This window comes from Pseudomonas psychrophila HA-4 (genome assembly GCF_000282975.1).
GTDB classification, from domain to species: domain Bacteria; phylum Pseudomonadota; class Gammaproteobacteria; order Pseudomonadales; family Pseudomonadaceae; genus Aquipseudomonas; species Aquipseudomonas psychrophila_A.
The window spans coordinates 1-7,089 of record NZ_ALJC01000116.1 but is presented as its reverse complement, the minus strand read 5'-3'; the positions used below and the strand labels follow the sequence as shown (position 1 = coordinate 7,089).

The 7,089-nt window shown below is 62.3% G+C and carries 7 protein-coding genes and 1 pseudogene; 5 read left to right on the top strand and 3 right to left on the bottom strand.

The genetic code is table 11. The annotated features are described in order from the left end of the window. The 3 genes and pseudogenes from B347_RS0119555 to B347_RS26750 form a co-directional block, all read left to right on the top strand. Positions 1-487: DUF3363 domain-containing protein (locus tag B347_RS0119555; protein WP_019411380.1), on the top strand; the 487-nt coding region annotated here is incomplete at its 5' end. A gap of 216 nt (positions 488-703) precedes the next feature. Continuing rightward, positions 704-1,918, top strand: coding sequence for a chloramphenicol/florfenicol efflux MFS transporter FloR2 (locus B347_RS0119550; RefSeq protein ID WP_000214125.1), 1,215 nt, complete (start codon positions 704-706; stop codon positions 1,916-1,918). A gap of 93 nt (positions 1,919-2,011) precedes the next feature. Continuing rightward, positions 2,012-2,128 (top strand): annotated as a pseudogene (locus B347_RS26750) (DUF3363 domain-containing protein); the annotation flags it as partial. On the opposite strand, the gene tetR(G) reads toward B347_RS26750, so the two are convergent. Beyond that, positions 2,125-2,751, bottom strand: a complete 627-nt coding sequence (gene tetR(G), locus B347_RS0119540) for a tetracycline resistance transcriptional repressor TetR(G) (RefSeq protein WP_000163574.1) — start codon at positions 2,749-2,751, stop codon at positions 2,125-2,127. The pseudogene B347_RS26750 and the gene tetR(G) overlap by 4 nt on opposite strands. Before the next feature lie 103 nt (positions 2,752-2,854). Here tetR(G) and tet(G) point away from each other — a divergent pair, with 103 nt between their 5' ends. Together tet(G) and B347_RS26110 are read left to right on the top strand one after the other, a co-directional pair. After that, complete coding sequence (gene tet(G), locus B347_RS0119535) at positions 2,855-4,030, top strand: tetracycline efflux MFS transporter Tet(G) (RefSeq protein ID WP_001257840.1); 1,176 nt, start codon at positions 2,855-2,857, stop codon at positions 4,028-4,030. Positions 4,031-4,050: 20 nt separating this feature from the next. Next, a complete protein-coding gene (locus tag B347_RS26110) occupies positions 4,051-4,842 on the top strand; it encodes a LysR family transcriptional regulator (protein ID WP_001253717.1) in 792 nt (263 codons plus the stop codon). Between the two features lie 91 nt (positions 4,843-4,933). Here the strand turns inward: B347_RS26110 and B347_RS0119525 are convergent, their stop codons facing one another. Beyond that, a complete protein-coding gene (locus B347_RS0119525; RefSeq protein ID WP_022742855.1) occupies positions 4,934-6,418 on the bottom strand; it encodes an IS91 family transposase in 1,485 nt (494 codons plus the stop codon). Between the two features lie 274 nt (positions 6,419-6,692). Further along, a partial coding sequence (locus B347_RS0119520; RefSeq protein WP_019411378.1) for a TCP-1/cpn60 chaperonin family protein occupies positions 6,693-7,089 on the bottom strand: 397 nt, incomplete at its 5' end.

The window sequence follows — 7,089 nt, the reverse complement described above, 5'->3', positions numbered from 1 at the left end:
GAGCGGGGTCGCTGCCGACCGGCTCATCCTCGATCCGGGGATGGACCGGCGATTGGTCCATGGCGAAACGGCCGACCTTGCGCCGACCGGCTTCGGGCAACAGGTCCGCGAAGCCATGGACCAGCGCCGCGAGCATCATATCGAACAGCGCGACGCCACGCGCAACAGGGACGGCCGAATCTTCTACCGGCGCAATCTTCTCGCCACCCTGCGCGAGCGGGAAGTTGCGCGCGCCGGTGCGGAGATGGCCGAGGGCAAGGCGCTGCCGTTCCGCGCCGCCAAGGATGGTGAGAGTGTCAGCGGCAAGTTCACCGGGACTGTCCAGCTAACGAGCGGCAAGTTCGCCATCGTGGAAAAGAGCCACGAGTTCACCCTTGTCCCGTGGCGGCCGATCATCGACCGCCAGCTCGGCCGCGAGGTCGCGGGTATCATGCAGGGCGGTTCGGTGTCGTGGCAGTTAGGGCGGCAGCGGGGGTTGGGGCTATAGGAGCCAACGATACCGCATTGCAACGCAACAACTAATTCGATAAGAGCTGCTATTCAATTTCGTAATCGTGGAGCCATCAGCATGGGAAATTCCAAGTCAGCAGACAAGTAAGCCGCAACATCAGAATTGTTGTTGCGGCGCTCTGTAAGACCAATCCCATCTGATTGCTGACGAGCAGACGCTGCCCGGTATCCTTAATCGAGCGGTTGATTCGTCATGACCACCACACGCCCCGCGTGGGCCTATACGCTGCCGGCAGCCTTGCTGCTTATGGCTCCCTTCGACATCCTCGCCTCGCTGGCGATGGATATTTATCTTCCAGTCGTTCCGGCGATGCCGGGCGTCCTGAACACGACTCCATCCATAATCCAACTCACGTTGAGCCTCTACATGGTGATGCTCGGTGTGGGCCAAGTGATCTTTGGGCCACTCTCCGATCGCGTCGGGCGACGGCCGATCCTGCTTGTAGGCGCAACGGCTTTCGTTGCTGCGTCTCTGGGAGCGGCTTGTTCTTCAACTGCATTAGCCTTTGTTGCGTTTCGTCTGGTTCAGGCTGTTGGAGCATCGGCCATGCTGGTGGCCACCTTCGCGACCGTGCGCGACGTATATGCCAATCGTCCCGAAGGTGCCGTCATCTACGGCCTTTTCAGTTCGATGCTGGCGTTCGTGCCTGCGCTCGGCCCTATAGCCGGTGCGCTGATCGGCGAGTTTTGGGGATGGCAGGCGATCTTCATCACACTGGCTGCACTGGCTTCGCTCGCACTCTTAAACGCCAGTTTCAGGTGGCATGAAACCCGACCGTTGGATCAGGCCAGAACGCAACGATCTGTTTTGCCGATCTTCGCGAGTCCGGCCTTTTGGGTTTACACGGTCGGATTTAGTGCCGGCATGGGCACATTCTTCGTTTTCTTCTCGACAGCCCCCCGTGTTCTCATAGGCCAAGCCGGCTATTCCGAGATCGGATTTAGCTTGGCCTTCGCGACTGTCGCGCTGGTCATGGTCACGACAACCCGCTTCGCAAAGTCCTTCGTTGCCAAATGGGGTATCGCGGGATGCGTAGCGCGCGGGATGGCGTTGCTCGTTTCCGGCGCGATCCTGTTGGGGATCGGCCAACTTTTCGGATCGCCGTCATTTTTCAGCTTCATCCTGCCGATGTGGGTTGTCGCGGTCGGCATTGTCTTCACGGTGTCCGTTACCGCCAACGGCGCACTTGCGCAGTTCGACGACATCGCTGGATCAGCGGTTGCGTTCTACTTCTGCATCCAAAGCCTGATAGTCAGTATCGTCGGGACATTGGCGGTGACGCTGTTAAACGGCGATACAGCGTGGCCCGTGATTTGTTACGCCACGGCAATGGCAGTGCTGGTGTCGTTGGGGCTGGCGCTCCTTCGATCCCGTGATGCTGCCACCGAGAAGTCGCCAGTCGTCTAGCCGACGACTGGAAGCAAGCCCGCTCCGATGCGGCGCAATAATCTTCGAAACCTCGTGAATGGCGGTATCCTGTCTGGCAAGATACCGCTCATTTCCCTTGTCCCGTGGCGGCCGGTCATCGACCGCCAGCTCGGCCGTGAGGTCATGGGCATCGTGCAAAGCGGATCGGTGTCGTGGCAGTTGGGGCGGCAAAGGGGCATAAGCCTCTAATCTGTTGTAGATGAACGCAGCCGCTCGAAACCAGCGATGAGGCTGTCGAGTCCGAAGTTGAACGCAGCATCCATGCCGTCTGTTTCCAACTCGTGAAACAGATCGTGCAGGAAGGACGACGGTGCTTGCTCGGACACATCTGGCCTGTCCGGAACTCTCTCATCGGCATCAGATGCCTGCTGCTCGAGAACGGAACCGACCACATAGTGACTGACCGCCCGGAGCGCCCAAACGGCGCGCTTCGGACAAAAGCCCTCCGCGCAGAGAAAGCGTATTTGCGTCTCGGCGGTGCCAAAATTCGGTTCTGTCGGTCGAGTGCCGGCATGGATACGCGCGCCGTCCCGATAAGAGAGCAACGCCGTTCTGAAGCTCAGGGCATTCTCTTTCAGGAACACCCGCCAGTCCTCATTCTCTTCGGGTAGCGAGCGGGTATGGCGTTCCGCCAGCATCGCCTCGGCGAGCGCATCAAGCAGCGCTCGCTTGTTCTGGAAATGCCAGTAAAGCGCAGGCTGCTGAACCTTGAGGCGTTCAGCGAGCTTCCGCGTCGTCAGGCTGTCCATGCCAACCTCGTTCAACAGCTCTAGCGCCGCCGCGATCACGGTGCCCTTGTCCAGTTTGGTCATTCACGTTCCTTCGCCAGTGCTTGACAATTTATCACCGATAAGTTATATGTCCATCTCCTTATCGTTGATAAAGTCGCTCCATTGAGCGGCGCTGGAGTTTCAGGTGCGCAGCTCTGCCATCATTGCCCTGCTGATCGTGGGTCTTGACGCCATGGGTCTCGGCCTCATCATGCCCGTCCTTCCGACGCTTCTGCGTGAGCTTGTGCCAGCAGAGCAGGTCGCTGGACACTATGGTGCCTTGCTGTCGCTCTATGCATTGATGCAGGTCGTCTTCGCGCCCATGCTTGGACAGCTTTCGGATTCTTACGGTCGGCGTCCGGTACTTCTGGCTTCTCTTGCAGGAGCCGCAGTCGATTACACGATTATGGCATCAGCGCCGGTCTTATGGGTGCTCTATATCGGCCGACTCGTGTCCGGCGTCACGGGCGCAACCGGAGCTGTAGCAGCCTCAACCATTGCCGATTCGACGGGGGAAGGTTCTCGCGCACGCTGGTTCGGCTACATGGGGGCCTGTTATGGGGCGGGCATGATTGCCGGGCCAGCACTTGGTGGCATGCTCGGTGGTATCTCTGCTCATGCCCCGTTTATCGCCGCCGCCCTTCTCAACGGGTTCGCGTTCCTGCTTGCCTGCATTTTCCTCAAGGAGACTCATCACAGCCATGGCGGGACCGGAAAGCCGGTTCGCATCAAACCATTCGTTCTGTTACGGCTGGATGATGCATTGCGCGGGCTAGGTGCGCTTTTCGCAGTTTTCTTCATTATTCAACTGATCGGCCAAGTGCCTGCAGCCCTATGGGTCATATATGGCGAGGACCGTTTTCAGTGGAACACCGCGACCGTTGGTTTGTCGCTCGCGGCGTTTGGGGCAACACATGCGATCTTCCAAGCGTTTGTTACCGGCCCGCTTTCAAGCCGGCTTGGAGAGCGGCGCACGCTGCTGTTTGGCATGGCTGCGGATGCGACTGGCTTCGTTCTTCTGGCTTTTGCCACGCAGGGATGGATGGTGTTCCCGATTCTGTTGCTGCTTGCCGCCGGGGGTGTTGGCATGCCGGCCTTGCAGGCAATGCTCTCAAACAATGTCAGCAGTAACAAGCAAGGGGCTTTGCAAGGAACGCTAACGAGCCTCACCAATCTAAGCTCTATCGCAGGACCGCTTGGCTTCACAGCACTCTATTCTGCCACCGCCGGGGCATGGAACGGTTGGGTTTGGATTGTCGGCGCGATCCTCTATTTAATATGTCTGCCAATACTACGCAGACCATTCGCAACTTCATTGTGATTTAGTCATGGCGATTTGGCATGCGTAGACTTAGGAGAAATGACGGATTAAATCTGTTGAGCAATCATCTCCTTTCGGGGCGAGTGCCAATGATGACCTTAGTTCACACTCTCGCTGTCGCCGAATATCTCAACTTCCGTCACGCCGCCAACGCGCTCGGCGTTGCACAGTCCAGCGTCAGCGCCCGCGTGAAGGCACTGGAAGAAGACCTCGGCATCCTCTTGTTCGAGCGTCATGCGCGCGGCGTTCGGCTGACCGAGGCCGGACGCCATTTCGTCGAGCGGATAGCCGTAGGTATTGACCAACTCGACCATGCGGTGAAAACCGCCGGCATGGCGGCAGCCGGAGAAAGCGGCCGGCTTCGTATCGGTATCCATGCCCTGATTCCGCATAGCTTCCTCGCAAAGCTGATCGGCCAATACCGCAAGGATTACCCCGATGTTGAAGTCGAGATCGCCGAAGGCCCGGCCCGTGAAGCGGTGGTGCAGCTTCGCGCCGGCAGGTTGGACGTGGCGTTCGTCGCGGGCACGCCCCAACCACCCGACTGCCATTCCCGTCGCACATGGACCGAACCGCTCTTGGCGGTGCTACCGGAACGGCATCCGCTCGCCAAGCGGTCAGCCGTCACATGGCCCGATTTGGCAGGCGAGACGTTCCTTGCGTATAGGAAGTTCAAACGCCCTTTTCGGGCAGTCTGCTGGGTAGGCGGCGGTCGCGCAAGCCCCGTTTTGGGCACGGATCGGACGTCTGTGAGTGGGATTTCGGCATCGCGGGGCCACGCAGCGGCGTTGTCAGCAGCCATGCTTCGCTGATTCCCGACAGCGGGCCGAGCGCCGCCCTGCGGATCGTGGCCGCATCGGCTCGGATTCCGGTTTCGCCGTCGGCTGTGCAGCCGGCAGATCGTCACGCGGCTTGCACTGGCGGCGCGCGCGCTGCGGGCCTGTAGTGCGCTTCTTCCCGCGCGCCGTGCTTCTCGAAGTGGGCGAGGATGGCGCGGATGGCGGTGGGTTCCTCGATGCTGGCGACGATCCGCACGGTGCCACCGCAGTGGACGCAGGCGGTGACGTCGATGGAAAAGACCCGCTTGAGCCGTTGCGCCCAGCTCATCGCACGGCGCTTCTCCTCGGGGCTGCGCGGCGCGTCGTGGGCGCTGACGTCCACTGGCGCCGCATCGCCCGCAGGCCGCTTGCCGCGCCCCGAGGGCGTCAGCTGCGCACGCAGGTTTGCATTCGGGGCGAATACGCCGTGGAAGCGGGTGAGATGCGCGCGAGGTGGCGGGACCAGCGCCGCCAGCTTGGCGATGAAATCCACCGGATCCCATTCCACATGCGTGGTGCCATTGCGCCACGGGGTCTTGAGCTGGTAACGCACCCTGCCCTGGAGCGCTATCGACAGCCGCTTCTCGCTGATCGCCGGGCGCGTGATGTAGCGGCACAGCTTTTCCAGCTTGTGGCTTTCGTGTGCTTCGGCCGCCACGCCGGCATGCAGTGAGAAGCCGCCGACCTTGCCGGCTTCGCCCTCCAGCGAACCGGCGTCACCGGGCAGCGTTTGCAGCGTGACGACCTTGCAGCCAGCGTCGCGGCCGGTGGCGATGCGGTAGGTGATCGAACTCATCCGCAGCCCATCCATGCTGTCGTCGCCTGCAGCGCTGTCTGCCAGGAAGGCCGATTCGCCCTCCCCTTCGAGCCAGCCTTTGCGCGTCAGGTGCCGACACACCCGGTGCGCGATGGTAGCTGCCAGCTGGGTCAACTGCGCGGTGGTGGGCGCACGGGCGCGGTGCAGGCGCAGTTCGCGCCGCGGCAGCTCGGTGGCTTCCACGTACACGCCGTCGAGCCACAGCATGTGGAAGTGGATGTTCAGGTTCAGCGCGCTGCCGAAACGCTGGATCAGCGTCACCGCGCCGCACTGGGCGCTGGCGCGGTCGATGCCGGCTTGATCGGCCAACCAGCCGGCGATCACGCGCTGCACGATGCCCAGCACCGGGCCAATGGCTTCTGGCTTGCTGGCGAACAGGAAACGCAAGGGGTACGGAAAGCTCAGCACCCATTGCCGCACAGGCCGCGGGCCGAACACCTCCTCGACCAGGTGCCGCGCACTCTCGGCCATGCGTCGCGCGCCGCAACTCGGGCAGAACCCGCGCTTCTTGCAGGAGAAGGCCACCAGCCTCTCTGCACGGCAGTGCTCGCACACCACCCGCAGGAAGCCGTGCTCGAGTACGCCGCAACGCAGGTAGGCATCGAACGCCTCGCGGACATACCCGGGCAGCGAGCGGCCCTCCGCTTCGATCCGTGCAATGAAGTCCGGGTAGTGCGCCTCTACCAACGCGTACAGCAGCGTGCGCTCGGGCGCGTGGCGCGCGTACCGCGAACCGGTGTGGGCGGACGGCAGTGGCGCGCATCCCGCGGCTTGCCGCCGGGATGTGGCGAGGCGCGGCACGCAGCGCTCCGGTGCGGGGACGGCTGCTCAGTGTTGCGCCTGTGTTCGCACGTTCGTATCGGTGCGTTCTGATCTTCGCGTCAGACATTGCCGCGGCGCGGGCACAACAAAAAGCCCGGCATCGCTGCCGGGCTCCGGCCCCGTCCTTGGGGCCTTGATGTCGGGTCGTTGCCGGGATCGGACCGCGCTGGCGCGGTCCGGTTCCCTGACGACCGGGCCAACCGGATCAGAAATCCATGCCGCCCATGCCGCCCATACCGCCAGCACCCGGCATGGCCGGCTCTTCCTTCTTCGGCACTTCGGCCACGACCACTTCGGTCGTGATCGCAAGGCCGGCGACGGAAGCGGCGTGCTGCAGGGCCGAGCGGGTCACCTTGGTCGGGTCCAGGATGCCCATGGCGATCATGTCGCCGAACTCGCCGGTGGCGGCGTTGTAGCCGTAGCTGCCTTCGCCGGCCTTGACGTTGGCCACGATCACGCTCGGTTCTTCACCGGCGTTGGCCACGATGGCGCGCAGCGGGGCTTCCAGCGCACGGCGGGTGATGGCGATGCCCAGGTTCTGGTCTTCGTTGATGCCCTGCCAGGGCAGATCCGTGCACAGCACCTTGCCGTAGAAGAACAGC